At 67.7% G+C, this 26,939-nt stretch carries 21 protein-coding genes; 11 read left to right on the top strand and 10 right to left on the bottom strand.

Features of this window, described 5'->3' with window-relative positions; translation table 11 throughout:
* Positions 1–94 precede the first annotated feature (94 nt).
* The 5 genes from ACWETB_RS07435 to ACWETB_RS07415 form a co-directional block, all read right to left on the bottom strand.
* Positions 95–1,117 carry an esterase-like activity of phytase family protein gene (locus ACWETB_RS07435; protein ID WP_452210281.1) on the bottom strand — a complete coding sequence of 341 codons (1,023 nt, stop codon included), beginning with the start codon at positions 1,115–1,117 and terminating at the stop codon, positions 95–97.
* An 85-nt stretch (positions 1,118–1,202) separates the two neighbouring features.
* The gene (locus ACWETB_RS07430) at positions 1,203–3,029 is read right to left on the bottom strand and encodes a phosphoenolpyruvate carboxykinase (GTP) (protein WP_452210279.1); all 1,827 of its coding nucleotides are present in this window, start codon (positions 3,027–3,029) and stop codon (positions 1,203–1,205) included.
* Between the two features lie 242 nt (positions 3,030–3,271).
* Positions 3,272–3,703, bottom strand: a complete 432-nt coding sequence (locus tag ACWETB_RS07425) for a DUF6802 family protein (RefSeq protein ID WP_449742699.1) — start codon at positions 3,701–3,703, stop codon at positions 3,272–3,274.
* The gene (locus ACWETB_RS07420; protein WP_452210277.1) at positions 3,681–5,294 is read right to left on the bottom strand and encodes a hypothetical protein; all 1,614 of its coding nucleotides are present in this window, start codon (positions 5,292–5,294) and stop codon (positions 3,681–3,683) included. The genes ACWETB_RS07425 and ACWETB_RS07420 overlap by 23 nt, the downstream gene beginning before the upstream one ends.
* Entirely contained in the window at positions 5,291–6,130 is an 840-nt protein-coding gene (locus ACWETB_RS07415; RefSeq protein ID WP_449742697.1) for a hypothetical protein, read from the bottom strand. Before ACWETB_RS07415 ends, ACWETB_RS07420 begins: the two co-directional genes overlap by 4 nt.
* 108 nt (positions 6,131–6,238) lie before the next feature.
* Here ACWETB_RS07415 and trmB point away from each other — a divergent pair, with 108 nt between their 5' ends.
* The 3 genes from trmB (at position 6,239) to ACWETB_RS07400 (ending at position 11,542) form a co-directional block, all read left to right on the top strand.
* Positions 6,239–7,081: a tRNA (guanosine(46)-N7)-methyltransferase TrmB gene (gene trmB / locus ACWETB_RS07410; protein ID WP_449742740.1), complete on the top strand. Its 843-nt coding sequence runs from the start codon at positions 6,239–6,241 to the stop codon at positions 7,079–7,081.
* Positions 7,078–7,872 carry an NYN domain-containing protein gene (locus ACWETB_RS07405; RefSeq protein WP_449742696.1) on the top strand — a complete coding sequence of 265 codons (795 nt, stop codon included), beginning with the start codon at positions 7,078–7,080 and terminating at the stop codon, positions 7,870–7,872. Before trmB ends, ACWETB_RS07405 begins: the two co-directional genes overlap by 4 nt.
* Before the next feature lie 124 nt (positions 7,873–7,996).
* The gene (locus ACWETB_RS07400; protein ID WP_452210275.1) at positions 7,997–11,542 is read left to right on the top strand and encodes an MMPL family transporter; all 3,546 of its coding nucleotides are present in this window, start codon (positions 7,997–7,999) and stop codon (positions 11,540–11,542) included.
* On the opposite strand, the gene ACWETB_RS07395 is transcribed toward ACWETB_RS07400, so the two are convergent.
* Positions 11,533–12,870, bottom strand: a complete 1,338-nt coding sequence (locus ACWETB_RS07395; RefSeq protein WP_449742694.1) for an AI-2E family transporter — start codon at positions 12,868–12,870, stop codon at positions 11,533–11,535. The genes ACWETB_RS07400 and ACWETB_RS07395 overlap by 10 nt on opposite strands.
* A gap of 85 nt (positions 12,871–12,955) precedes the next feature.
* On the opposite strand from ACWETB_RS07395, the gene ACWETB_RS07390 reads away from it, so the two are divergent.
* Both ACWETB_RS07390 and ACWETB_RS07385 read left to right on the top strand, forming a co-directional pair.
* Positions 12,956–14,188, top strand: a complete 1,233-nt coding sequence (locus ACWETB_RS07390; RefSeq protein WP_452210272.1) for a lysylphosphatidylglycerol synthase transmembrane domain-containing protein — start codon at positions 12,956–12,958, stop codon at positions 14,186–14,188.
* A 43-nt stretch (positions 14,189–14,231) separates the two neighbouring features.
* The gene (locus ACWETB_RS07385; RefSeq protein ID WP_449742739.1) at positions 14,232–14,687 is read left to right on the top strand and encodes a DUF3054 domain-containing protein; all 456 of its coding nucleotides are present in this window, start codon (positions 14,232–14,234) and stop codon (positions 14,685–14,687) included.
* A 45-nt stretch (positions 14,688–14,732) separates the two neighbouring features.
* Here ACWETB_RS07385 and ACWETB_RS07380 read toward each other — a convergent pair whose 3' ends face one another.
* A complete protein-coding gene (locus ACWETB_RS07380) occupies positions 14,733–16,370 on the bottom strand; it encodes an NTF2-like N-terminal transpeptidase domain-containing protein (protein WP_449742738.1) in 1,638 nt (545 codons plus the stop codon).
* Positions 16,371–16,952: 582 nt separating this feature from the next.
* On the opposite strand from ACWETB_RS07380, the gene ACWETB_RS07375 reads away from it, so the two are divergent.
* Positions 16,953–17,246 (top strand): hypothetical protein, encoded by a 294-nt coding sequence (locus ACWETB_RS07375; protein ID WP_449742692.1) that lies wholly within the window; start codon positions 16,953–16,955, stop codon positions 17,244–17,246.
* 165 nt (positions 17,247–17,411) lie between these two features.
* On the top strand, positions 17,412–18,167 hold the full coding sequence (locus tag ACWETB_RS07370) for a pirin family protein (protein WP_452210270.1): 756 nt from the start codon (positions 17,412–17,414) through the stop codon (positions 18,165–18,167).
* A gap of 32 nt (positions 18,168–18,199) precedes the next feature.
* Here the strand turns inward: ACWETB_RS07370 and ACWETB_RS07365 are convergent, their stop codons facing one another.
* A complete protein-coding gene (locus tag ACWETB_RS07365; protein WP_452210268.1) occupies positions 18,200–18,649 on the bottom strand; it encodes a hypothetical protein in 450 nt (149 codons plus the stop codon).
* A 115-nt stretch (positions 18,650–18,764) separates the two neighbouring features.
* Between ACWETB_RS07365 and ACWETB_RS07360 the strand changes: the two genes are divergently transcribed.
* Positions 18,765–20,774 carry a M13 family metallopeptidase gene (locus tag ACWETB_RS07360; protein ID WP_449742689.1) on the top strand — a complete coding sequence of 670 codons (2,010 nt, stop codon included), beginning with the start codon at positions 18,765–18,767 and terminating at the stop codon, positions 20,772–20,774.
* A 13-nt stretch (positions 20,775–20,787) separates the two neighbouring features.
* Positions 20,788–21,297, top strand: coding sequence for a potassium channel family protein (locus ACWETB_RS07355; RefSeq protein ID WP_449742688.1), 510 nt, complete (start codon positions 20,788–20,790; stop codon positions 21,295–21,297).
* A gap of 78 nt (positions 21,298–21,375) precedes the next feature.
* Here ACWETB_RS07355 and ACWETB_RS07350 read toward each other — a convergent pair whose 3' ends face one another.
* The gene (locus tag ACWETB_RS07350; protein ID WP_452210265.1) at positions 21,376–22,503 is read right to left on the bottom strand and encodes an NDMA-dependent alcohol dehydrogenase; all 1,128 of its coding nucleotides are present in this window, start codon (positions 22,501–22,503) and stop codon (positions 21,376–21,378) included.
* Positions 22,504–23,095: 592 nt separating this feature from the next.
* Between ACWETB_RS07350 and ACWETB_RS07345 the strand changes: the two genes are divergently transcribed.
* Positions 23,096–25,249: an MMPL family transporter gene (locus tag ACWETB_RS07345; RefSeq protein ID WP_452210263.1), complete on the top strand. Its 2,154-nt coding sequence runs from the start codon at positions 23,096–23,098 to the stop codon at positions 25,247–25,249.
* Positions 25,250–25,336: 87 nt separating this feature from the next.
* Positions 25,337–26,293 carry a R2-like ligand-binding oxidase gene (locus ACWETB_RS07340; protein WP_449742685.1) on the top strand — a complete coding sequence of 319 codons (957 nt, stop codon included), beginning with the start codon at positions 25,337–25,339 and terminating at the stop codon, positions 26,291–26,293.
* Positions 26,294–26,301: 8 nt separating this feature from the next.
* On the opposite strand, the gene ACWETB_RS07335 is transcribed toward ACWETB_RS07340, so the two are convergent.
* Positions 26,302–26,934: an ABC transporter ATP-binding protein gene (locus ACWETB_RS07335; RefSeq protein ID WP_452210261.1), complete on the bottom strand. Its 633-nt coding sequence runs from the start codon at positions 26,932–26,934 to the stop codon at positions 26,302–26,304.
* Between the last annotated feature and the right edge of the window lie 5 nt (positions 26,935–26,939).

Raw genomic sequence — 26,939 nt, 5'->3', positions numbered from 1 at the left:
GCCACCACGGTGCCAGGTTGCGCCCGCAATGGCCATCAGGGGATTCCCCCAACTGGACGTCCGGGTACACCATTTGTCTCCGCCGACGGCGGTATCAGCGACGCGGGAAGCGGACCTCGATGGCGTGCACACGCGTCGGTCCGTTGAACATGTTGTTGGTGACGACGTAGAGCATCCGCGCCCGGTAGTTCTGGCCTCGGACGTCGGGAAGCCAGTTACCCCAAGCCATTCCCGACATGTTGCCGGTCACCAGGCCGGGTACGGGATCGGTGGAGAAGATCAGCGTCTTGGGCATGGCCTTCTCGTTGCCGGCCAGCTTCGCCTTGTTGGTCACCGCGTCGGCGCCACGAGTGGTGGTCCAGTAGATACGTGTCACACGCCCGCGACCGCGCTCGAGCACCAGGAAATCGGTGTCGTTGACGGCGATCACGTCGGCGGCGACCTTGTCGCCGTCGGTGCGGTAGACGAATTCCCGTTGCGGCACCGCACGGCCGGCGCCGAAGGTCAACAGCCGAGCGGCGTTCGCGGGATCCTGGCGCAGTCCGCCGGCGGTGAGGACGCTGATCTGGCCGCGTGGGCCGACCGCGACCCCGGTGAGGCCACGCTGTCCGTTGACCCCGGCCTTGCTGGTGGGCCGCCACGCCGACGGCAGCGGCAGGTCTCGGACGAACGTACCGATCGGTCCGATCTGACGGACGAATTCCTGGTTCCCGCCGCTGACCACCACATAGTCGCCACCGAGTTTGCGGATGCCCTCGAACTGCGCGGCACCGGGCAGGAGCGGGAGGTTACCCGGCCCCAGCACGGTGCCGCCGCCGGTGAGTGGCGGAACCCCGAGTTGGCCGAGTGCCGCCGAGAAATTGATGTGCGTGGTGTAGAACCGGGCCGGGCCCGCTCGTCCTACGTCGGTGGAGATCATTGCGTAGTCACCGTTGCCGATCCGGTCCATTCCCGAGATGGCACCGAAAGTCGGTATCCCAGGCGCGATCTCGGTATCGACGTACCGTGACGTGACCGAGGATCCCGGCGCGGGTGCGGCATCGGCCACACCAGCATTCAGTGACACCGCGATTGCGGTTGCCGAAACGAACGCTGCCCCCCACGAGCGAATCCTCATAGGGGGCAACGATACCGCAGAGTCAGGCAGTCAGCTCAACCTACTCTTGAGAGTTTGATGAGAGTCAAGCCGACACGCGGTGTGATCAGGCGAGACGCTGCTTGAGCTGATCGAGTTCGTCCTGCAGGCTCGTGGGCAGCTTCTCACCGACGAACTCGAAGAGCTCCTCGATAAGCGGCAGCTCGCGACGCCACTCGTCCTCGTCGAAGTTCAGTGCCGCCTCGACGTCGGCGGCCGGCACGTCCAGTCCGGTGACGTCGATCTCGTCGGGCTTGGCGACGATGCCGATCGGGGTGTGCACACCCTCGTTCTCACCCTCGATCCGGCCGATGATCCACTTCAGCACGCGGCTGTTCTCGCCGAATCCGGGCCACAGGAAGCGGCCGTCGTCACCGCGACGGAACCAGTTGACGTAGAACACCTTCGGCAGTTTCGAGGCGTCCGCGTTCTTGCCCAGGTCGATCCAGTGCTGGAAGTAGTCACCGACGTGGTACCCCATGAACGGCAGCATCGCCATCGGGTCGCGGCGCACGGCGCCGACCTTGCCCTCGGCGGCGGCGGTCTGCTCGGAGCCGACGGTGGCGCCCATGAAGACACCGTTCTGCCAGTCACGTGCCTCGGTCACCAGCGGCACCGTGGTCTTGCGGCGACCGCCGAACAGGATCGCCGAGATCGGCACGCCCTTCGGGTCATCCCACTCCGCGGCCAGCGACGGGCACTGCGAGATCGGGGTGCAGTACCGCGAATTCGGGTGTGCGGCAGGATGATCGGAATCCGGGGTCCAGTCCTGACCCAGCCAGTCGGTGAGGTGGGCGGGTGCGTCGGTACCGATTCCCTCCCACCAGATGTCACCGTCGTCGGTCTCGGCGACGTTGGTGTACAGGGTGTTTCCGGCCTCGATGGTCTTCATCGCGTTCGGGTTGGAGCCGTCGCTGGTTCCCGGTGCGACACCGAAGAATCCGAACTCCGGGTTGATGGCGTAGAGCCGGCCGTCCTCGCCGAAGTGCATCCAGGCGATGTCGTCGCCGACGGTCTCGGCCTTCCACCCGGGGATGGTCGGCTGGATCATCGCGAGGTTGGTCTTGCCGCAGGCGCTCGGGAAGGCGGCCGCGACGAAGTAGACCTTGTTCTCCGGGCTGGTCAGCTTGAGGATCAGCATGTGCTCGGCCATCCAGCCCTCGTCGCGGGCCATCACCGAGGCGATCCGCAGCGCGTAGCACTTCTTGCCGAGCAACGCGTTGCCGCCGTAGCCCGATCCGTAGGACCAGATCTCGCGGGTCTCCGGGAAGTGGGTGATGTACTTGTCGGCGTTGCACGGCCACGGCACGTCGGCCTGACCGGGCTCCAGCGGTGCGCCCACCGAGTGCAGCGCCTTGACGAAGAAGCCGTCGTCTCCGAGGATGTCGAGGACCTGCGAGCCGACACGCGCCATGATCCGCATGGACAGCACCACGTACTCGGAGTCGGTCAGCTCGACACCGAGCTTCGGCGACGCCGAACCGAGCGGACCCATGCAGAACGGGATCACGAACATCGTCCGGCCGCGCATCGAACCGCGGTACAACTCAGTCATGGTGGCGCGCATCTCGGCGGGCGCCACCCAGTTGTTGGTGGGGCCGGCGTCGGCCTCGTCTTCGGAGCAGATGAACGTGCGCGATTCGACACGCGCGACGTCGGCCGGGTCGGACTTGGCCAGGAACGAGTTCGGCTTCTTCTCCTCGTTCAACTTGACCAGGGTGCCGGCCTCCACGAGTTGGCTGCTGAGGCGATCCCACTCCTCGTCACTGCCGTCGGACCACACCACCCGGTCGGGCTGGGTCAACTCGGCGACTTCGGCGACCCACGCCAGTAGTCCCGCATGTTTGGTGGGCGCTTCACTCGGGTTCAGCCCGGGAATGGTTGCTGCGGTCATGGGCTCCTCCTCGGAGTTGGCCACCATGGTCGGCGGCCGGGTGGTACGACGGCTTATTCCCAGGATACGACGACCGAACGGCCGCTAGGTCCCGGGTCGAGCAGATGCGTTCTACGCCACATTTCCGTATGTTCACTTATCCCGCAAGCCGTCCGGAAAAGCTCCTGATCTGCGAAACTCGGTCAATCAGCGACTTTAGGCCCTGGCGAATTCCGGAGATGTCGGGGACACTCGAGGTCGTTTCATTCCAGCCTACCGACGTCGGTGGGAACCCAGTTCCCGGAGTCGTCGAGGGTGTGCGCCTGGTAGCTCCCGTCCGAGCCGATGCGCGTCACGGTGTCGACGCGGCCGTCGTTGTCACGGTCTGTGTACACGCTCAACCCGTCCGGACCGGCACGGGTCAGCGAGTCCTTCACACCATCGTCGTCGGTGTCGACGTCGGCCGGCCCGAGATCCCAGATGCGTCCGTCGTCGTACATCCACAGGTGATCGTCGGCGGGGGCGCCGAGATCGTCGAGCCCCGGGATCGATCCGCCCACCCCGACGGAGTGGGCGACGGGATCCACCCCGCCGTCGAGCGCACCATCTCCCAGGACATCGCCCGCGGACAGCGGATTGATCTGCTCGGCGCCTCCATCGGATTCCTCGCCCTCACCCGGTACGAACGGGTCCATCGCGTCTCTCCTCTCCGACGTCGGACGCTGCGGCGCCGTCCATCCACAGTTCCTGCATACGCGCCGCCGCCGACGCTCGCAGCCGACGCAGCTCGTCGACGCGCGCCTCGCGCTGCCGGTCTGCGCCCGCCCGCTCGGCGCGAATCCCCCGGAGTTGCTCATCGATTGCGGCGACATCGGCGGACACCTGCCGCACCCGACGCTCGTGATGCCGGATGATCTGCCCGGTCAGCCACGATTCGGTGTCGGTGACGGCCACCGCCACACCTCGTTCGATCGTGGCGCGGGCCTCGGCCAGCACCTCCGCCGACCAGGCGCGCAGCTCGGCCCGGCGGGCACCGGCGCGGCGCACCCCGACCACCCAGAACGCCACCGCGACCCCGATCACCAGGGTCAGCGGCATCGACACCCACTGCAGCGTGTGCACCGACGCCATCGGCGCCACCACCAACCGTCCGAGTCCGATGCCGGTGGACGCACCGAGCAGCACCACCAGCGCATCCTCGGCACCGCGACGACCACTCGGAGGCTGCTGCCGCCCGGCCGCGGGCGACGGGCCGTATCCGGGGCCGGCGGGTGGGCGCGCGCGGTCCGACGGCCCGCCGGGTCGGCGTGGATCACCCCCGTCGATTCCCAGCAGCGCGGTCACCGCGACCTCGTCGAGCCGGTCGTCGGTGACGGCGCCGACGTGGGCGCTCAGTCGCCTGACCTCCTCGTCGAGCCACGCCGCGTGATCATCGAGTTGCCGGGGGCCGGCCTGCGCGATCCGTTGCGTGGCCGCGTGCGCCAGGGCCCGTGCCCCGGTCTGCGCGTCGGCCAGCGACGCCGCGCGCACTCCGGCGAGTCCGGCGCGAACCGCGGCCAGGCGGTCGGTGCGTCCCCGGTCGCGGGAGGCGACGAGGAGTCGGCGTCGGTGCATGAGCGTGTCGGCGTCGTCGCCGGGGGCGGGGGGCGCCGACATCTCCGCCAGAAGTGCCGCGTCGAGCGCCCCGAGGCAGGCCCCGGTGCGCATCCGTTCCCATCGCTCGGCCGACGGTGCCGAACCGGCCGTGACGATCCAGGAGACCAGATCGTCGAGACCCGATTCGTCGACCGCACCGGCGAGCGCAGCGGCCGCGGAGACCGCGAACAATGGAAGCTCCTCGTCGGGGTCGAGGTGCCGACGATGTTCCCGCAACCGCCGCGGCCATTCCCAGAAGGCATCGATCTTGGCGCAGACCAGCACCACCGTGCCGATCTCGGTGCGCAGCCGGGTGACGAGATCGACATCGGCCGATTCCGGCGCCGACGACGGATCGATCACCAGCACGCCGACGCCATCGCATGCGGCCACCGGCAGGGACTCGCCCGGCCGGTGGCGGGTGACCTCGAGATCCGGGGCCACCCCGGTGATCGCGCCGATCAGCTCACCCACCCCCGCACCGGGTGCCCCGGCGACCACCATGCGAACCCGCGCCCGCCCGCCGGAACCCTCGCAGCCGGTGACATCCCGTTCGGCGACATCCCGACCGGTGACATCCCGTTCGGCGACATCCCGAACGGTGACATCGCATCCGGTGGCCGCACGGACGCGGAGATAGAGGTCGCTCACAGTTTCACCTGCGGTACACGGAGGAGACGTTCGAGGACGTCGCGGTCGGCGCCCGCGGCGGCGAGATCGTCGACCTCGGCTCGGGCTTGCCGGGCGCGTCGTCGACGAACACCGTCGACGAGGGCACCGATGGCCGGCACCAGCGCGTCGATCCCGCTGAGCCGATGCAGCACGGCGTTCAGCGCCGCGGCGTCGCCCGGAACGTCCTCAACGAGAAGCTTCAGCGCGGTCTCGATGCCGTATCGGTCCAGTCGCTGCAGCAGAGTGCGACGCATGACGCGTTCGGCACTGCCCGGTGCGCCGCGCAGATACTTCGCCGACATCGACGGCATCTGCTCACCGGCGAGCGCACTCGAACGCAGGAAGGCAACCTCGTCGGCGGTCAGATCGGCGCAGGCCAGTAGCTGCGACACCGCGATCACCGGCCGCCCGAGCTCCGCGGCCATATGCTCGGCCCGATGCGCGGCGGCATCCGGGTCGTCGTGGGTGTCGGCCTTGCCGAGCACGACGATGCCGCGGTCGGGCATCAGAGTCCCGAGAGCGGCCCGGTCGGTGTCACGCACACCCGCCACCAGCACATACACGGTCAGATCGGCGTCGGCGACGGCCATCGGATCCTCACCCGGTCCGAGCGCGGAAATGGCCAGTCGCTCCCGCAGTGCGCGGGCCATGGTGTCGCGGCCGGTCCCGGCACGACCGGCGACCGCGATCGTCAACGGGCGGAGGTAGTCGGCACACAGTTCGGCGAACACCGCGCGGACGCGGGGCCCGAGACCGTCGACGAGCGTGGGATCGCCATTCAACGCGCGCACAAATGCGTCGTCACCGTCGACCATGTCACCTCCCCCGCCGGTCTGCGCTGCTCGCAGCCTAACCCGAGAACGCCCGGTCCGAGACGGAAGAATTCACAGGCCAGGGGTGTCGAGGATGATCTGGTCGGGGCGATAAGCGACGATGGACCGGTGAACAACACCGTCGATCCACCGCCGGGCGAGGCACTCGACCCTTCCCGCGAGCAGGTTGATCGCTCCCGGCTGTACCCGCGCGTGACCAGTTTCCGGTTCCGCCGGGGCACGCTCACCGCCAATCAGCAGCGCAACTGGGACGCCCTGTGGCCGACCCTGGGGCGCGATCTGTCCACCGACACCGAACGCCGGCCGGAACCCCCGCTGGACTTCGGCCCGCTGTTCGGGCGCACCGCGCCGCGGGTGCTGGAGGTCGGCAGCGGCACCGGGATATCGACCGCGGCGATGGCCGCCGAGGAGCCCGACGTCGACGTGCTGGCAGTCGAGGTCTACAAACCGGGACTGGCGCAACTGCTCGGTCTGATCGACCGCAACGGGCTCACCAATGTCCGGATGATCCGCGGCGACGCCGTCGTCGTGCTGCGTGAGCTGGTCGAACCGGCGAGCCTCACCGGCATCCGGGTGTTCTTCCCCGACCCGTGGCCCAAGTCCCGTCACCACAAGCGCCGGTTCATCCAGCGCGGCACCGTCGAACTGATGGCCGATCGCCTCGTCGACGGCGGTGTCCTGCACATCGCGACCGATCACGCCGATTACGCCCGATGGATCGCCGAGATCCTCGCCACCCAGAATCCAAACGCGCCGCATGTGGTGCCGGCGACCGATCCGGTGCCGATCTCGTTGCGGCGTCCGACGACGAAGTTCGAGGGCCGCGCCGAGGTCGAGGGCCGTTCGGTCAACGAGTTCGTCTACGTCAAGCCGGCTCCGCGCGGATCCGCCGCCGATCACTCCGCACGCACATCCCCCGAGGAGACGCGATGAACGACGCCACCACGGCTTCCCGCGCCCGATTCGCCGACACCATCTCCGGGCAGACCTCGGCCCCGCGGGTGTTGCTGGTCTGGGACGCACCGAACATGGACATGGGTCTCGGCGCGATCCTCGGCGGACGCCCCACCGCCGCACACCGACCACGCTTCGACGCGCTGGGCCGCTGGATGCTCGCGCAGACGGCGGAGATCTCCGATGCGGCCGCCGCGGCCGCCACCGGCGAGACCGACGGCGCATACCGCGACACGGATGTGGGCGAGCCAGACGTGGAACGCGACACATCCGCCGACGGTGACGGCGAGGCCGCACCACGAGGTGCCGCGGCGGTCCTCGTCGAACCCGAGGCGACCGTCTTCACCAACATCGTGCCTGGTAGCGCCGATGTGGTGCGTCCCTGGGTGGAGGCCCTGCGCAACGTCGGCTACGCCGTCTTCGCCAAACCGAAGATCGCCGAGGACAGCGACGTCGACGCCGACATGCTCGACCACATCGAGTTGCGCAGGCACACTGTGGGACTGGCCGGGCTGATCGTTGCGTCGGCGGACGGTCAGGCCTTCCGCGAACCGTTGCTCGATATCGTGGCCGAGGGCATCCCGGTGACGGTCATCGGCTTCCGGGAGCACGCCAGCTGGGCATTGACCACCGAGGGGTTGACGTTCGTCGACCTCGAGGACATCCCCGGGGTGTTCCGTGAACCGTTGCCGCGGATCGGTCTGGATTCACTGCCCGACGACGGCGCCTGGCTGGCACCGTTCCGGCCGCTCAGCGCGCTCCTGCGCTGAGCCGGGCCGGTCGACGAGCCGGAGGGGAAACCGGCACGACGGCGGTATCGCCGCCCGAGTACCTCAGCAGGTACTCAGGCGGCGCTGCGACAATCTTTCCCCGGACTTCACGAAAGGACTCGGCGTGTTCGGAGCCATCGGCACATTCGTCTATCGGATGCGCTTCGCCGTCATCGCCGTCATGGTCGCCCTGATGGCCGGTCTGGGCCTGTACGGCATGGACCTCGGCAAGTATCTGAGCCAGAGCGGCTGGTTCGATCCGACCTCACAGTCGTCGAAGGGGTCGGTCGTCGCCGACACCGCACTCGGCCGCGATCACCGATCCGATGTCATCGTGCTGATCACCCCGGCACAGGGCACCAGCGTCGACGATCCGCAGTTCGGGGCGAAGGTCGAGCGGTTCGTCACCGACCTCATCGACAAGCACCCGACGATCGTGCAGCGCGCCTTCAACGGCGACACCTCCACCCCGGAGGGTCAACAGCAGGCGCTGTTGAACAACCAGCAGGTCATCGACCCCTTCTATCAGCCGACCGACGCCGCCGGGCAGGCCGCGCAGGACATCGTCCGGTCGCGCACCTTCACCGAGGACCGCAAACACGCCTTCATCAGCATCGGGGTCGCCGGCAACGACGACACGACGGTGCTGGAGAACTACAAGACGCTCGAACCCGACCTGACCAACATCGCCGAGCGCTACGACCTGCCGGGCACCACCTTCCAGCTCGCCGGCCTGCAACCGGTGGCCGGGGCCATGGCCCGCGGCATGGACGCCGACATCCACCGCGCCGAGATCATCGCCCTGCCGCTCGTCGCGCTGATGTTGTTCTTCATCTTCGGTGGCGTCGTCGCGGCCTGTCTGCCCGTCCTGATCGGTGGCCTCACCATCGCCGGGTCCCTGGGCATCATGAAGATGATCGCGCAGGCCACCGAGCTCAACATCTTCGCCCAATCGGTGGTCACGCTGATCGGCTTGGGCATCGCCATCGACTACGGCCTGTTCATCGTCAGCCGTTTCCGTGAGGAACTCGCCGAAGGCTATTCGACGAAGGCCGCGGTGCGAAGAACCGTGATGACCTCCGGGCAGACGGTGGTCTTCTCCGCGACCATCATCGTCGCCGCCATCGCATGCCTGCTGATCATGCCGCAGGGATTCCTCAAGTCGGTGGCCTACGGGGCGATCGCCTCGGTGTCGCTGGCCGCGATCCTGTCGATCACCGTCCTCCCGGCGCTGCTCGGCATCCTCGGACCGCGCGTCGACGCGCTGTCGCTGCGCTGGATGCTGTCCTACACGCTCTTCCCTATCGTGCGGTCGTTCTCGCCGCCGGCCGCCGAACGTCTCGACCGCAAGGTCGGCGACCTGACCGGGCGCACCAAGTCCCGCGACGAGATCATCAACGGTTTCTGGGGCCGCCTGTCCGGCTGGGTGATGAAACACCCGGTGGCCACCGCGGTCCCGACGGTCCTGTTGCTGCTGGTGTTGACCATTCCGTTCGGTGGCATCAAATTCGGTGGCATCAGCGAGCAGTATCTGCCGCCGGACAATCCCAGCCGCATCGCGCAGGAGAACTTCGACAGGTACTTCCCGACCGAGCGGACCGAGGAGATCAAGCTCGTCATCATGTACGACGAGAACGACTCGTCGGCAGGTAACAAGATCGCCCAGATCGCCGACGAGGCCAACAAGATCCCCGGCTTCACCAAGCAGTTCAGTGCATCGGCGAATGACGGCGCGCTGGCCGGCAACTACGGCCCGGGTGGTCCCGCGATCATCCAGATGTCGGCCGGTCTGGTCGACCGGGACACCGCCGGTGAGGCCATCAAGGACCTGCGGGCCATCCAGAAACCGGACGGCATCCGCATGTGGGTGGCCGGCACCCCGACACTCACCCAGGACTCCATCGACGCACTGCTGCAGCGGCTACCGCTGATGGCGTTGCTGCTGGTGCTGGTGACCGGTCTGCTGATGTTCCTGGCGTTCGGCTCGGTGGTGCTGCCGATCAAGGCCGCCCTGATGTCGGCGCTGGGACTCGGTGCGACGCTGGGCATCCTGACGTGGATCTTCGTCGACGGCCACGGCGCCTCCCTGGCCAACTTCACGCCGGGACCGCTGTTCGCGGCCGTGCTGGTGTTGATCATCGCCATCGTCTTCGGCCTGTCCACCGACTACGAGATATTCCTGTTGTCCCGCATGGTCGAGGCCAGACAGAAGGGTGCGAGCACCACCGAGGCCATCCGCACCGGAACGGCCCTGACCGGCCGCATCATCACCGCCGCGGCCGCCATTCTCGTGGTGGTGACCGGCGCCTTCGGCCTGTCGGACATCGTGATGATGAAGTACATCGCCTACGGCATGATCGCGGCACTGATCCTCGACGCCACCATCATCCGCATGCTGCTGGTGCCGTCGGTGATGAAGCTGCTCGGTGACGACTGCTGGTGGGCGCCGCGCTGGATGCGGATCGTGCAGCGCAAGATCGGTCTCGGCGAGACCGTCCTGGACGATGAACCCGACGAGAAACGTGACGGTGTGGGCGCTCCCCGCGCCATCAGCGCGGGCACCCTGATCTCGGAGGTGCCGACCTCGGTGATGGCCGCGGCGCCCGGCGGCGCGGCGGGTCGACGTCGTCGACGTGGCGCACGATCGGTGCCCGCCGAGCCGACGCCGGACGCCGGATCGCGTCGGGACGCCGCCGCACCGGAACCGCGACCGGGGGCCGGTGAACCGGCCGCGCCGCGACCCCGACCGATGCCTGTTCGGGTCGGTCCGTCCGCACCGCCGTCGGGAGAGCAGCCGATCAACCGTCGGGCCACGACGACCGGTCCGCGCCCCGTGCCCACCGCGCGCCCGGAATCCGACCAGCGCCCCATGCCACCGCGGCCGTACTCGCTGCGCAAGACCGACGGCCCCGATACCGGGAGCTGGAAGCTCGGTGCCGGCGGCATCCGTCTCGGCGGCGAACCCACGGGAAGCGAACCTGCAAGCGGCGGCGGACCTGCGGGCGGCCGACGCGTGGGTACCAAAAATCCAACTGCGGCAGCGACTCCCCCGCAGGACCGCACTCCGTTGCCGCCGCAGCGACCCACGGCGCGCCCGGCCGACGGCCCACCCGCCCCGCAACCGGGCGGCGTCGTTTCCCCGCCCGCCCAGCAGCCGGGCGGCACCGGCCGACGGCCCACCCCGCCGACACAGACGACCCCGCCGTCCCAGCCCGCGCCGCAGCGACCCACGGGAGCTGCACCGTCACCGCTGTCGCGCCGACCTGATCTCGACGGCACCGGCAAGCGGCCGCTAGCGGCATCGTTGAGTCCCGAGGACCGCGCCCGGGCCACCGGGCAGCCGCGTCCGCCGCGGCGCGCGGCGCAGGACGGGCCGTCACCGATGGATCGTGGCCTGACCCAGGATGATTCGCGGACACCTCCGCCGCGGACCCCGGTCGGTACATCACGCCCGCCGGCACCACGCCCGCCGGCATCCGAGACCGCCGCATCTCCGGCGACACCATCGACCAGCACCGGCGAGACCGCGACCACCGGTCCGGACTCCCCCGCGGATCGGCACGCCGCCCCCACCGGCGCCGACGATCGGAACTCGGGTGAACGGAACTCGGATGAACGGATCAGCGTGCACGACCTGATCCGACGAAGCCGAGGCGGCGATCAGTCCTGACGTGACGGGGAGTCACCGGCATCCGGGTCGTCGGTGACTCCCTGCTCGTCGGCCGCATCTCCTTGCGCCGATTCTTCTTTCGGCGATTCTTCTTTCGGCGATTCCGCGTCCGCCGGGGCATCTTCGGAGCCATCGAGCCGTTCGGCGACGTGCTCGGCGTCGGCGATCGCGGTCTCGAGCTGCAGGCGATCCCAGACCGGTGGATCGGGTGACGCCTCGAAACCGTCCGTGCCGCCGAGGATCGCCGACGCGGGGTGTCCGACGAGGTATCGGATCGCGGTGTTGCAGAACGCGATCAGCGGCACCGCCAACAGACCACCGACGATGCCGGCCGCGACGATCCCGGCGGCGATCGCCAGGACCACCGCCACCGGATGCAGTCGCACCGAGCGTCCCATCAGGAACGGTTGCAGCACATGGCCTTCCAACTGCATCACGCCGATGAGGATGGCCAGCACGATCACCGCGGTGACCCAGCCCTGGGTGACCAGCGCGATCATCACCGCCACCGTTCCGCTGATCAGGGCACCGACGATGGGGATGAAGGAGAACAGGAAGATGAGCGTCGCCAGCGGAAGTGCCAGGGGCACACGCAGAATCGCCAATCCGACACCGATGCAGACCGCGTCGACCAGCGCCACGACCACCGTCGCCCGGACGTAGGCGACCAGCGTGCCGAATCCGGCGATCCCGGCTGCGGCAACACGATCGCGGGAACCCCGGGGAATCAGCCGGGTGGTGAACGCCCAGATCTGCCCTCCGCCGTAGAGGAAGAAGATGATCAGGAACAGCATCAGCAGCAGGCCGGTCACGAGTTCGGTGGCGGTCGTGGCCGTGGCCAGTGCCCCGCTGGCCAGCTTCTCCTGATTGTGCTGCATCAGGGTGACGATGTTGTCGCCGAGGTGACTGACCTGCGACCGGTCGATCTTCAGCGGCCCCTCCACCAGCCAGTCCTGGGTCTGTTTGACCGTGGAGACCACTTCGTTGGTCAACTCGGGGAATCCGCTGACGAAGGCGCGCCCCACAAAGGTCAGCACGCCGGCGACCACACCTAGCGCGACCAGCATGACCGCCACGACTGCCAGCGACCGCGGCCACCGACGACGATCCAGGTAATCGACGGCCGGAACGAGGAACGCCGTGAACAGAACCGCGAGACTCAGCGGGACGGTCACCTCGTCGAACTTCTGGAAGATCCGTCCGAGGACGTACACCGCGGCCAGGATCAGCAGCAGTCGCCAACTCCACTCGGCGGCCGCCCGCACCGTGGGATGGACCGCCGAACGGTCCAGTTCCGCGAGGGATCGGGCCGCACGATTGCGGCTCACACCCGCACTCCCACCATCACTCGATTCGACCCCCGGGCCGCTGTCATTCACGGATGCCAGCGTAGCGGTGGTTAGGGTGAGGTCTATGTCATCGGACCGTCCGGCTGCCCGAGCCCAGCCGCGTCACCGTCTGTGGTGGTGGCTGCGGTGGCTGTTGCTGGCGGTCGTGCTGGTCATCCTGGCGGTCGAGATCGTTCTGATCTGGCCGAAACTCGAGGAGGCCTGGCGTCAGGCCGGCGATCTGGACTGGGTGTGGCTGGTGGCCTGTGCCGTGGCCGCCCTGTTGTCGATGGACAGCTTCGCGCAGGTGCAACGGGCCCTGCTGCGCTCGGCCGGCGTGGGGGTGAAGCAGTGGAAGTCGCTGTCGGTGGTGTTGGCCGCCAACTCGTTGTCGCAGACGATGCCGGGCGGTCAGGTCCTCGCCCCGGCCTTCACCTACCGCGAGACCCGCAAATGGGGTGCCACACCGGTGGTCGCGTCCTGGCAGGTGGTGATGTCGGGCCTGCTCGCCGGTGTCGGGCTCGCCGTCCTCGGCTTCGGTGGCGCCGTACTCGCCGGCGCCCGCACCAGCCCGTTCTCGGTGATCTTCTCGGTGGTCGGGTTCATCGCGGTGGCGGTGGTCCTGCAATACCTGGCAACCCATCCGGAATCGCTGCGGTCGACCGGGGAACGGGCCCTGAGCTGGTTCAACCATCTGCGCAACCGGCCGGTCGACCAGGGCGTCGATCGGTTGAACGAGATCCTCGAACAGTTGCGGGCGGTGCAGCTGACCCAGCGCGACACCGCGATCGCGTTCACCTGGAGCCTCTTCAACTGGATCACCGACATCGGATGCCTGCTGTTCGCCTGCTGGGCGGTCGGGGTGCATCCCACGATCTCGGGCGTAATGGTGGCCTACGCGGCCGGCAAGGCCGTGGGCACCGCGGTTCCCCTGCTGCCCGGCGGAATCGGGGTGGTGGACGCCGTGCTGGTTCCCGCCCTGACCACCGCGGGAATTCCCGCAGCGGATGCGCTGACCGCGGTGCTGGTGTACCGGATCGTGAGTTACGTCTTGGTCGCGGCGATCGGGTGGGTGGTGATCATCGCCAAGTTCCGGTCCGGCATCCGCGAGCAGGACACCATCGAGGCCGAGTACGACCGGGACCGCGAACTCGTGCAACAGGAGTTCGCACACCCTTCGACCCACGAGGAATCCCCGACGCCGCCGGGAGAACGCAGCGATGCCCCACTCGCCGAGGTGGACTCCGACGAACCGGGCGGATCGACGCCCACGACACCGCCGCCCGACGGGACCGATGAGGGCACCAATTCGGGTTGACGCCCGAAAAGCGCTACCGTGATGGACCATGCCGAGTTCTGACATGGCTACCCGGGGGAATGCCAAGGCGCCGTCATCGCTGCGATGGCCGGTCACCGGTGCCGCCGACGCCGTTGCCGTCACCGTCTTCGTGCTGATCGGACGGGCGTCACACCACCACGGATACGAGTTCCTGGGGCTCATGCAGGCGCTGTGGCCGTTCCTGGCCGGCGCCGCCGTCGGGTGGTCGATCGTCTACGTGTACTCCCATGTCCGGTCCAGCGATTGGTTCGGGCACGACTTCCGACCCGAACGCGTCCTCCCCGCCGGTGTGGCGATCTGGTTCTGCACGGTGACGGTGGGCATGATCCTGCGCTACCTGTTCCACGAGGGTGTCGCATTCAGCTTCGTCATCGTCGCGACGGTGACCCTGGGACTGTTCCTGCTCGGCTGGCGGGGCGTCGCCGCCTACGCACTTCGGCGCAGCGATTCACACTGCCCCACCACCGACGCCGCCTGACATCGGCCGGTCACCGACACCGGGCGGCCACCTGGTGCGGAGCGGTCATTTGATGCGGAAGTACTTCTGCGCCACCTGAAGTGCCGCGGTCCCCGATTTCGGGCCCTCGGTGTAGATCACGATGACCTTCCCGCCCTGTACGCCGACGAACCATCCGGGTCCCTCGGGACCGTTGGTTCCGACCAGAGCGCGCAGGCCGGGCGCCCCGGTGAGATCGCTGGCGTCGCCGGTCTTGGCCGTGGTGGTCATGGCCTGCCAGATCGGCTTCGTCAGGTCGGCACCGAGGTCACCGAGCGCGCCACCGACGACCTTCGTCGGAACACCCTTGATGACGAACGGTGCGACCGAACTCCGCGTTCCGGTGGAACTACGCGCCATCGCCACGCCGAGCGCCGCCATGTTGGTCATCGACATCTTGGACGTCTCGGACTGCAGGTCGATGGTCGCGACACCCGGCCCGGAGGTCGGCGTACTTGCTCCCGGCACGGTGAACTGCACACCGAGGCCGAGCCGGTCGAGGACCGCCTGCGGGGTCTCCTGCGCGTCGCGGGCCGAACGGTCGACGGCCGTGAGCACCGGATCGAGTGTCGTACCGACCGGGTATGCGGTGTCGAGGGTGATCGCCCGGTCTGCTGCGTAGGAGTTTTGCGCCACGCCGAGGATGCCACCGGTGGTCGCATCGAGCGCCATGATGGTGGCAGGCTGTCCCACCTCGACCGCGGCGTCGCCCAGTGACAGCTGCACCCCCTGATCGACGGTGGTCTCGACGTCCGCGCCGGGCGGCCCCTGCTCGCCGTCGAGGCGTCGCGGCGCCATCCCCGGCCCGACCATCTGGACCTGCCATCCGGCGGTGGCGTCCCGGATCGCCTGCCAGTAGTTGGTGAGGCCGGCCTCCAGCGGAGAGTTGAGACGACGGTCGGCCATCACGAGCATGCCCGCCTTGCGGACGGTCACGCCGGGCACCGACGACGGGTTCCGGGTCATCACACCCATATCCGAGTCACGCAGGGTGACGGCGGTGATGGCCTTGCCCGGCGTCTCGGCCAGCTTCTGGTTGATCACATCCGCGGTGACCAGCGGCGCGATCGGTTGGAGGGTGACCGCCAACTGCCGCGCGGAGGCCGCGACATTTCGTGTCTGGGTGGGATCGAGAATGATCTCGTTGACCGGCTGCAGGTAGAGCAATGTCTTGCCCGAGCGGCTGTTGACCGTGGGAGCCGGAGTCGCCTCGGTACGGACCTCCCGAATCGACCCGCCGATGGGCAGGCCGGGGGCGATCACCGCCGGCTCCCAGGTGATCTTCCAGCCGGTCGACAGGTTCCGGGCGCCGGCGTTGCTGGTCGAGGTGAAGGTGTGGTCCTTGTCGAAGGTCCAGGTGGTGCGCAGGGAGAACGACGCGGTGCCGTCGCTGTACTCGACGGGCTTCTCGACGACCACGTCGACCTGCCGGGCGTTCATCCCCTGGAAGGTCTGGGTCAACGCCTCACTCGCCTGTCCCGGTGCGGTGGTGTAGGACGCCGCGGTCGCGGCGTCCTGCTTGCTCCACGCTGCCGCGAACGCATTCATCGCGGCCGTCGAACCGGTATCGGGATGGTTGGACACCAACTGTTTGATCCCGAACGCGGCGGCACACGCCACCACCACGCACGCGGCGAGTGCCGCCCATTTCACCCGAGAACCCATAGTCACAATTTTCACTCTAGTCACACGCGATTTCGATCCCGAACGCTTGCGGTCGGGATTCAGACCGGTCACGATCTCATCTCGCGCCGACGAATCGTCGGCTGTGACGTCGGTGTCGGGGTCGGTGACACCCGAATCGGCGGCGGGCTCCGGGTTGTCGGCGTCTGCCGGTTGCGACGCGGCCGCGTGCCTGGGCTTGCCCGAGGCGCCGGACTTGGACTTGCCCGAGGCGCCGGACTTGGACTTGCCCGGGGTGGCGGACTTGGCCGCTGCGGCGGCCCCGGCTTTGCCGGACGCGCCAAGTGTGGGCTTGCCCGACGCGGCGACCTCGGTCGTGCCCGATGCGGTGGTCTCGGCGTCGTCGGCGGCGGCAGGTCCTGGCCCGGTGACCGCGGGTTCGTCCGAACCCACCGGGCGTCGACCCGGCCGCACTGCGGGTCGGACGGTCGGTCGCTGGACGTCACCGGCGCGGACACGCGTTCTCACCACGCGTGGTCCCTGCGGGGTGGCCGGGATCGCGTCGGCCTCGCCGGTGCGCGAAGGGACCCACGGTGGGATCGACCCCGTGCGGGGTTGCGGCGCTTGCCCACCCCGGTTCGCCTGGCCTCGGTTCCGCTGCTCTCGACTCAGCGGAGCTCGATCGACCTCGGCGGGTCCTGGTTGTGGACGCGGCGCTTCTCGGTGTGGCGCTTCTCGGTGTGGCGCTTCTCGTCGTGGGGGTTGTCGGCGCGGCGGCGGGAACGTCGCGTCGGGCGGCTGCGGGCGTCCTCGGACCGGGGATCCTGGAAGGTCGCCGCGGGGACCCATCTGCGTTCTCGGCGTCTCGCGTCGGGCGGGGTCGGCGCGCCGTCCGAGACCGCGGGGGCGCGGCGGTAGGGTCGGCGGGGTGTTGCCGGCGGCACGTGGCGTCGGCGACGAAGATGGCGCCGGTGGCGGCCGTTCGGCCTCGTCGTCACGTGCACGATGTCGCCCTGAACTGGGATTTTGCACAGCAGAAGACCGGCCCGAAACCTCACCGTCCGCCGATGGCCATAATGGGTCATGGGCTTTTCGGTTACCCGGGCCGGAGACAGGAGCCTGACGACGACGGCCTGGCTCACCTCCTACCATTGCTTCTCCTTCGGCGATCACTACGATCCAGCCAACACCCATCATGGTGCATTAATTGCATCGAATGAGGAATTTCTTCCACCGAACTGTGGATTCGAATCACATCATCACCAGGAATCCGAGATCGTCACATGGGTGAGTTCGGGGACTCTCGTCCACCGCGATTCGTCCGGACACGCCGGAGTCGTCTACCCGGGACTGGCACAACGCATGAGCGCCGGCAGCGGTATCGACCATTCCGAGCGCAACGATCCGTGGCCCGACCTGCCCGGTTCCGGTACCGAGACCGTCCACTACGTGCAGATGTGGGTACTCCCCGATCGTCACGGAACCGAACCCTCCTACGCGCAGTGCGACATCTCGACGGAGCTGGCCGCCGGTTCACTCGTCACGGTCGCCTCCGGCGACCCGGATCGTCATGCCGCGATATCCATCGCCAATTCCGGGGCCACGCTGTATGCCGCGCGACCCTCTGGCAAGCAGACGCTGACGATGCCGTCGGCGCGCTTCACTCATCTCTTCGTCGTCCATGGCGCGGTGGTCGTTACCGATGACGAGGGCAATCGCCTCGAACTGGCCGCCGGCGACGCGGCTCGTGGCGTCGACACCGGCGGCGAAAGCCTCACCGCCCGGGAACCGTCGGAGATCCTGATCTGGGCGATGGAGCGCGCGCTGGGCGAGTTCTGACGCGGGATTGCCACAGGCCAACGCAGCGGAGGTCAGTAGCGGAGGATGCCTGCCCGAAGTCGATTGTTGTGTTCACTCGCCGCATTGCACGACCACACGATGCACCCGATCCAGATGAGGAACGAGGGGACCCCGAGAAGGAAGAAGGACAGGAACAGCCCGACCAGGCTGACGCCGAGCATCACCAGCGCACCGGTCACCGTGGAGTAGAACATCCCCAGCGGGCCGAAGAAGAAGGCGAACACGAATGCCAACCCGACACTCTTCTCGCTGCCGACCACGACCACCGGCGGATACACCACACCGGGTTGCGCGACACCGGGCTGCGCGACGGGGTAGGGCCATGACGGCTGGGGTACCGGAAGCGGTGGTTGCTGCTGGTAGGGAGCACCGAACGGCGCCGACGACGGCTGCGACCACTGCTGCTGCGGCGGCCACTGCTGCTGCGCAGGCGGACGACGATCGGGCGTCTCGGGGTACATGGCCGGGAATGTACCCGTCCGCGCCACCGGTGTCCCCGGCATTCGCCGACAACTCCTCCGACAACGTTCCGCGGGAGACACCGGCCGGCTGACGGATCGCTCCGGCGATGACAGGATGGACGACGTGACCGTGTCGAATACCGCAACGTCGAATACCGCAACACCCGCCTCCGGACTCGACCTCGACTGGGTCGATGATGCCGTCCGCATCCAGGATGACCTGTTCAGCCACGTCAACGGCAAATGGCTGGCCTCGCACGTCATTCCCGAGGACCGCTCGGTCGACGGCGCCTTCCACGTCCTGCGCGACCGCGCCGAGGAGAACGTCCGCGACCTCATCGCCGAGGCGGCCGCGGCGACGCCGCCGAGCGGCAGCGACGCCGCCAAGATCGGTGATCTGTACGGATCGTTCATGGACACCGACCACGTCGAGGCCCTCGGCATCGGGCCGATCACCGGCGAGTTGGAGAAGATCGCCGCCATCGCCGACACCACCGGGCTCGCGACCCGGATCGGACGGTTGCAGCGCCACGGCGTCGGTGGACTGTTCGGTTTCTACGTCGACACCGATGCCCGGGCGTCGGATCGCTACCTCGTGCACGTGATGCAGTCCGGCCTGGGACTGCCCGACGAGTCGTATTACCGCGACGACAAGCACGCCGAAACACGGCACGCATACCTCGCCCACATGGCACGGATGTTCACCCTGGCCGGCGTCGACGACCCCGAGGGCCGCGCGGCCACGGTCCTGCGGTTGGAGACGGCGATCGCCGGCCATCACTGGGATGTGGTGCGCCGCCGCGACGCGGAGTTGACCTACAACCTGATGACCCTCGACGAGTTTGGGGCGGCGGCGGCCGGATTCGACCTGCATGCGTGGTTCGGCGGACTCGGCACCGTGGGTGAAACCACCTTCGCCGAGGTCGTCGTCGGGCAGCCGTCGTTCATCACCGACGTCTCGACCCTGGTCACCGAGTCTCCCCTGGAGGATTGGAAGACCTGGCTGACCTGGCGTCTGCTGCGCAGCGCGGCACCGTATCTGTCGTCGGCCTTCGTGGAGGAGAACTTCGACTTCTACGGCCGCACACTGACCGGAGCCGAGACCAACCGGGACCGCTGGAAGCGGGCGGTGGGTTTCGTCGAGGGCGCGATGGGGTTCGCCGTCGGAAAGCTCTACGTCGACAAGCACTTTCCGCCCGAGGCCAAGGCCCGGATGGACGAACTCATCGCCAATCTCGTCGAGGCGTACCGCCGCAACATCTCCGATCTGGAGTGGATGACCCCGGAGACCCGGCGCAAGGCACTGACCAAACTCGACAAGTTCACCCCGAAGATCGGGTACCCGGCCCGCTGGCGTGACTACAGCGCGCTGGCGGTCGATCGTGGTGATCTGATCGGCAATGTGGCCCGCGCGTCGTCGTTCGAGCAGGACCGCGAGTTCGCCAAGATCGGCGCGCCGGTCGACCGGGACGAGTGGTTCATGACCCCGCAGACCGTGAACGCCTACTACAACCCCGGCATGAACGAGATCGTCTTCCCGGCGGCGATCCTGCAGCCCCCGTTCTTCGACCCGGACGCCGACGACGCGGCCAACTACGGCGGCATCGGCGCGGTGATCGGTCACGAGATCGGACACGGCTTCGACGATCAGGGCGCCAAGTACGACGGCGACGGCAACCTCGTCAACTGGTGGAGCGACGACGATCGCAGTGAATTCTCGTCCCGGACACGCAAACTCATCGAGCAGTACAACGAGTTCACCCCCGACGGACTGGATGAGCAGTACAAGGTCAACGGCGAGTTCACCATCGGGGAGAACATCGGCGATCTCGGCGGCCTGTCGATCGCACTGGTCGCCTACCGACTCGCCACCGAGGGCACCGAGCCGCCGGTGATCGACGGCCTGACCGGCATCCAGCGGGTGTTCTTCAGCTGGGCGCAGATCTGGCGCACCAAAACCCGTGACGCCGAGGCGATCCGACGCCTGTCGATCGACCCGCATTCGCCGCCGGAGTTCCGGTGCAACGGCGTCATCCGCAACATCGACGCCTTCTACGAGGCGTTCGGCGTCTCCGCCGGGGACGACCTCTATCTGCCGGACGACGAGCGTGTCCGAATCTGGTGAGCACACCCGGCGGATGGTGGGAGGCGTAGAGGTCTCCACCCGGGAGATGGTCACCGCGCTGCTGCGCCCGATTGCGGCCGGAACCATTCTCCTGGTGGGCTACTTCCTGCTGCCGATCAACGCCGACAGCGACTTCAAGATGATCGGGTTCCTCTGCGGCTCACTGCTTCTCGTCGCATTCGTGGGTTACGAGATCCGGCACTTCATGCACTCGAAGTACCCGGTGCCCACCGCCCTGGAGATGCTCGTCGCGGTCGCGACCTTCTACATCGTCGCCTTCGCGACGCTGTACTTCATGTTCTCCGACTACGACCACGGGAGCATGAACGAGAGGCTGAGCCGCGTCGACGCCCTCTACTTCAGCCTGACCGTGTTCACCACAACGGGTTTCGGGGACATCGCACCCGACTCCCAAGGTGCCCGGGTCGCCGTGTCGGTCCAGATGATCAGCAGTTTCATCCTGCTGGGCCTCGGCATCCGCTTCCTCACCCTGCTCGTCGACCTCCGGCGCAAGCAGGTCTAGAACCGCGAGAACACATCGAGACCCTTTCCGGCGGAAAGGGTCTCGATGTGTTCAGCGATGGTCGCGAACGGCCGCGGCTCAGTAGTCGTCGTCGCCGTAAACGATCATGCCGCGAATGTTGCGGCCGACCAGCATATCGTCGTAGGCCTCGTTGATCTGATCGTGACGGTAGGTGGTGGTGATCAGATCCGACAGGTTGAGCCGCCCGGAACGATACTCGCGCAACAGGTTCGGAATCTGGATGCGCGGTCCGGTACCGCCGAAGATCGCACCCTGGACCCGCTTCTGCAGCAGGGTGAGTTCGAACAAGTTGAGCTTGACGTCCATGGACGAGAAGTTGCCCATGCCAGTGACGACGACCTGTCCCCCCTTGCCGGTGAGGCTCAGCGCGGGAGCAATGATGTCGCCGAAGATCTCACCGACGGTGATCACGGTGGTGTTGGCCATCTTGCCCCAGGTGATCTCGCCGATCACCGGTAACGCCTCGTCGATCGAGGCGAAGGTGTGTGTGGCACCGAGCTTTTCGGCCATCTGCAGCTTGAACGGCACCGGATCGATCGCGATGACGTGGCGCGCGCCGGCGGCCGCGGCACCCTGCACCGAGTTGATGCCGACGCCGCCGATGCCGATCACCACGACGGTGTCGCCGGTGTGGGTGTCACCGATCTCGACGGCCGATCCCCAGCCCGTCGCGACACCACAGCCGAGCAGCGCGGCCTCGCGCAGCGGGATGTCGTCCTCGATCTTCACCAGCGACGCCTCGTTGACGGTGATGTACGGGGCGAACGTACCCAGCAGGCACATGGTGGTCAGTGGCGTGCCGTCGGAGGTGTGCACCCGGTGGGTGTCGTCGGCGATGGACAGCCCGGTCAGCAGGCGGGCACCCTCGTCGCAGATGTTCTGCAGGCCCGACGAGCAGGGTTCACACACACCACACGCCGGGATGAAGGCGGTGACGACATGATCACCCTCCTTGAGGCGGGTGACGCCCGGTCCCACCTTGGTGACGACACCGGCACCCTCATGGCCACCGAGAACCGGCATCGGTGCGGGAGAGTCGCCGGTACGGAGATGATGGTCGGAGTGACACAGCCCGGATGCGGCCAGGCGGACCTGCACCTCGCCGGCCACCGGATCGCCGACCTCGATCTCCTCGATCTGCCACGGCTGTCCGGGCTCGCGCAGGATTGCACCTTTGGTCTTCATGGAGAGATACACCTTTCTCGGCACACCGCGTGCCCCCACGACCCATCGTGGAACATCCATGCGGCCGACCGCATGGAAATGCGCATCTTCCTTCTGGCACAACATCTTCGAGATCCTGGCAACACCCTCGCCCTGTCGCCATCCGCCGGCGCCGACGGCCGCGGCGTGCTGCTCACCGGCGACACCATCTTGCCCATTCCCGATCGCCGCTCGGTGGCATACATGCGCAGTTATCCCAATCATCTGCCCCCCAATCATCTGCCGCTGTCGGCCGCCGTCGTCGCCCGGATCGCCGACGATGACGGCACCCTGCACCTCGACCGCATCGTCGGCAACTTCGCGAACACGATCGACACCGACGGCGCGCGCGTCGTCGCCGACTCGGCCCGCCTGCACATAGCCTGGTCCGCGGAGACCACGACGATCAGACCTGAACCATCCGATCATCGGACGGCTACGAAGTGCCCGCGAGCCTCGGCACGCCGCTGGACGAAACCGGTTGGAGACAACCGGTTGGAGACAACCGTCTGGAGACCACACCGCCACCGACGACACGCCCCACCCGGCGAAGAATCAGGAAAGGAACCCACCAATGGCGACGCCCGCGCCGTCTCACCCGTCCCCCACTCGGCGCCGGCTCCGCTGGTTGATCCCCGCGCTGTTGTTGCTGGCCTGGGTGATCATCGGCGGGATCACCGGGCCGTTCGCCGGCAAACTGTCGTCGGTCTCCACCAACGACAACAGCGCGTTCCTTCCCGCCTCCGCGGAGTCCACCCAGGTCAACGACGTCCTCGGTCAGTTCCAGGATACCAGTGAGGTGCCGGCGATCGTCGTCGCCGAACGCCGGTCGGGTGTCACCGACGCCGACCGCGAGTACCTCGCCTCGGCCACCGGGGCGTTCGCCGGCAAGCCCGGATTCGGTGCGGCGATGTCCCCCGCCATTCCGTCGCAGGACGGCCAAGCCCTCGTCGTGTACATGCCGATCTCCACCGCGGGCGAACCCGGCGACACCGTCGAGACCCTGCGCGACGGCCTGGAGAATCCACCGGCGGGGCTGACGGTCAAGGTCACCGGGCCGGCCGGACAGATCGCCGACCTGAGCGAGGCCTTCGCCGGCATCGACGGTTTGCTGCTCGTCGTCGCCGGGTCGGTGGTGATCCTGATCCTGATCGTCGTTTACCGCAGTCCGATCCTGCCGTTCGTCGTCGTCATCTCCGCAGTGTTCGCCCTCGCTCTGGCCTCCGGTGCGGTCTACCTGTTGGCCGAGAACGACATCCTGGAACTCAACGGTCAGAGTCAGGGCATCCTGTTCATCCTGGTCTTCGGCGCCGCCACCGACTACGCACTGCTGTTGGTGTCCCGTTTCCGGGAGGAACTGACCCACACCGAAGACAAATATCTCGCGATCCGGCGGGCCAGGCGGGCCACCATCGAACCGGTCGGTGCGTCTGCCGGAACAGTCATCCTGGGCGTGCTGTGCCTGCTGTTCAGTGACCTCAACTCCAACCGCAGCCTCGGACCGGTCGCGGCGCTGGGTATCGTCGCATCCTTCCTCGCGTCGATGACCTTCCTTCCCGCGGTCCTCGCCCTGCTCGGCCGGGCTGCGTTCTGGCCGTACCGGCCGGCGCTGTCGACCACGAGCGCCGAGGACGACGACGAGTCCGGGGCGACGCATCGCCTCTGGCACACGATCGCCGAGAAGGTCGCCGCCCGGCCCCGCGCGATCTGGATCGGCACCCTCGTGGTGCTCTTGATCGGCGCGTCGTTCGCACCGCTGTTCCGCTCCGACGGCATCGCCCAGACCGACTACTTCCTCGGCACCGTCGACTCGGTGACCGGTGCCCAGATCCAGGCCCGCCACTTCGACGCCGGTAGCGGCACCCCCACCTGGGTCATCACCGACGCCGATCGGGCCGACGAGGTACTCGCGGCGGTCACCTCCACCGACGGTGTGGCCTCGGCCGGTGTGCTCACCGCCGACGGTGCACCCGTCGTCCGGGACCGCCGGGTGGCCGTGCAGGCGACGCTGTCGGACAACGCCGAATCGCTCGCCGCGCAGGACACCGTGCAACGTATCCGGGACAAGGTGCATGCGATACCCGACGCGGATGCCGAGGTCGGCGGGACGACGGCGATCGACCTGGACACCCGCACCACCGCCATTCACGATCGCAACCTGATCATCCCGATCGTGTTGGTCGTCGTCTTCGCGGTCCTGGTGTTGCTGCTGCGCAGCCTGCTCGCCCCCGCACTGCTGCTGGCCACCACGGTGGTGTCGTTCGCCGCCACGCTCGGCGTCGCGGCACTGCTGTTCAACGGGCCCTTCGGTTTTGCCGGCGCCGACCCGGTGGTGCCGTTGTTCGCCTTCGTCTTCCTGGTGGCCCTGGGAATCGACTACAACATCTTCCTGATGACGCGTGTGCGCGAGGAATCGATCCGCCACGGCACCCGTGCCGGCGTAATCCGAGGGCTGACCTCCACCGGTGGCGTCATCACCTCGGCCGGCGTGGTCCTCGCGGCCACCTTCGCCGCGCTCGCGGTGATCCCACTGCTGTTCCTGGCCCAGGTCGCCTTCCTCGTCGCCTTCGGTGTCCTGCTGGACACCCTGGTCGTGCGGACGTTGCTGGTGCCGGCCCTCACCCTCGACATCGGCCGGCGCATCTGGTGGCCAAGTGCGTTGTCGCGCAAGAATACTGGCTCCGACGGCACCGACGAGATCACCGATCGACCCGCCGCAGACGTTTGATGTTTCCTGTGCGTTACGCCGATCGGGCCACAACCGACGGGTAACCGGATAGCGTCACCATCACCTGAGAAGGGACGGGTGGCCGACATGACTCTAGCCGAACACCGCCCGACGATCCGCGAGGATTTCTCCTCGCTGCGTCGCGGCGGATTGAACTGGAACGCACTTCCGTTGCGCCTCTTCGTCAAAGGCAACTCCCGATTCTGGGATCCGGCCGCCATCGACTTTCGCACGGACGCTCAGGACTGGGCCGAGCTGACCGACGAGCAACGACGGTCGGCGACCTTCCTGGTCTCCCAATTCGTCGCCGGCGAGGAGGCCGTCACCTCCGACATCCAGCCGTTCATGTCGGCGATGGCGGCCGAGGGGCGCTTCGGCGACGAGATGTATCTGACGCAGTTCTGCTTCGAGGAGGCCAAGCACACCCAGGTCTTCCGGATGTGGATGGACGCGGTCGGCCTGACCGCCGACCTCAACTCCTTCGTCTCCGAGAACCCCTACTACCGGCAACTGTTCTACGAGGAGTTGCCGCATTCCCTGCACCTGCTCGACTCCGATCCGTCACCGCTCAATCAGATCCGGGCCAGCGTCACCTACAACCACGTCGTCGAGGGGTCGCTGGCGCTGACCGGCTACTACGCGTGGCACACCGTGTGCACGATCCACGACATCCTGCCCGGAATGCGCCGGCTCATCGGGTTCATCAGCGACGACGAGCGACGTCATATGGCGTGGGGCACCTTCACGTGTCGTCGTCATGTGGCCGCCGACGATTCCCTGTGGGAGGCCGTCACCACCCGCATGGGCGAGTTGATGCCCCTGGCCCTGGGCCTGATCTCGTGGGTCAACGAACAGTTCGACGAACAGCCCTTCGGCCTCGACAACGACATGTTCCTCTCCTACGCCGCCGACCGCGCCACCCGACGACTCAACGCGATCGAGTCCGCCCGTGGCCGCGACGTCGCCGAGATCGATCTGGACTACTCCACCGCCGAACTCGAGGAGCGGTTCGGCGAGGAGGATGCGGCGTCGATGGGGGCGTGAGCGCCGGTTCAGGCAATCCCGACACCGACGCCGAGCTCGACGACATCGGCACAGCGTGCCTCGATCAGGGCGCGCTGATGACTCACCAGCACCATCGCCGCGCCCCGGTCGACGATCGACGCCAGGATCTCGATGACCACCCGTGCGGCCACCGGATCGAGCATGGCGGTCGGCTCATCGCAGAGAACGATGCTCGGCGACCCCACCACGAGCCGGCCCAGGCACGCCCGCTGGAGTTGCCCGTCGCTGACCTCGGCGGGAAACCGATCGAGCAGCTCCCGATCGAGGCCCACCTCGTCGGCGACCTCCGACACATCGATGTCCCGACCGGCGATGGTTGCCGGTTCGGCGACGATCCGCCGCAATGTCCAGCGCGGGTTGGCGACAAGGCGAGGATGCTGCGCGAGCATCCCGATCTCGCCGGGACGCCGATTCGGTTGTCCCCCATGGTCGATGGTCCCGGCGCACAGCGGTACCAGCCCGGCCAGAGCCCGAAGCAGGGTGGTCTTTCCCGCTCCGGACGGTCCGCTGACCCCGGTCATCCGGCCCGAGCGCGCCGTCAACGACACATCGTCGAGTACTCGTACACCCGCGAGTTCGACGCCGATACCGCTGGCACGCAACATGATCGGTGCAGTCACATCCT

Source organism: Gordonia sp. NPDC003950, assembly GCF_053605205.1.
The sequence above is the reverse complement of the archived record's forward strand: the minus strand, read 5'-3'. Positions and strand labels throughout refer to the sequence as shown.